We start from the raw sequence: 520 nt of genomic DNA, 5'->3' as shown, positions 1-520 counted from the left end.
TTAAATGCAAATGCACCGAATATCAGACCTAATGCATGGCCGAAACCTGACATCATGACAATCTGAAGAATGTCTGATGGCATTGAGTTGAACTGATTTTTTACGTAGTCTTTTATAAAACCTAATCCAACTGTAAACCCTGTAAAGGTTACAAAACTAATGCCAAGGGCAATAAATATTTTTGCAACAATATAGGTTAATAGCCTTTGTAATATGGCGAAAAACGCAGCTTTCATGCTTTAGTCCTTTCTACTTGAAAACATGATAAATGCTGCTGCTACCGCAGCGATACCAATCACAAGAAAGCGTATCATTTGGGCAAAATTACAGATCATGTCATATTTAAATTCCATGGTTATACCCAAATAGGTTGCAGTTCTTGGAGCAGGGCAAACACCATTATCGGGTAGGAAGAAATCGGGGCTAAATGTTGTTTCGTTATTTGTATGAGGAATTTTGAAAGGTTCTTCTTGTTCCTCTACATCACCTTTTTCTGAACAAGCTAATATGTCAGGGAAAA

2 protein-coding genes are annotated in these 520 nt (G+C 36.9%); both read right to left on the bottom strand.

Annotation, left to right across the window (positions count from 1 at the left end; translation table 11 throughout):
- The coding region (locus tag HMPREF2700_RS03085) for a DUF2523 family protein (RefSeq protein WP_070589993.1) at positions 1–236 on the bottom strand (236 nt) is incomplete at its 3' end.
- A gap of 3 nt (positions 237–239) precedes the next feature.
- On the bottom strand, positions 240–520 hold a 281-nt coding region (locus HMPREF2700_RS03080), incomplete at its 5' end, for a virulence factor TspB C-terminal domain-related protein (RefSeq protein WP_283129665.1).

It is taken from the genome of Neisseria sp. HMSC068C04, assembly GCF_001810105.1.
Taxonomy (GTDB): Bacteria; Pseudomonadota; Gammaproteobacteria; order Burkholderiales; family Neisseriaceae; genus Neisseria; species Neisseria flavescens_B.
The sequence above is the reverse complement of the archived record's forward strand: the minus strand, read 5'-3'. Positions and strand labels throughout refer to the sequence as shown.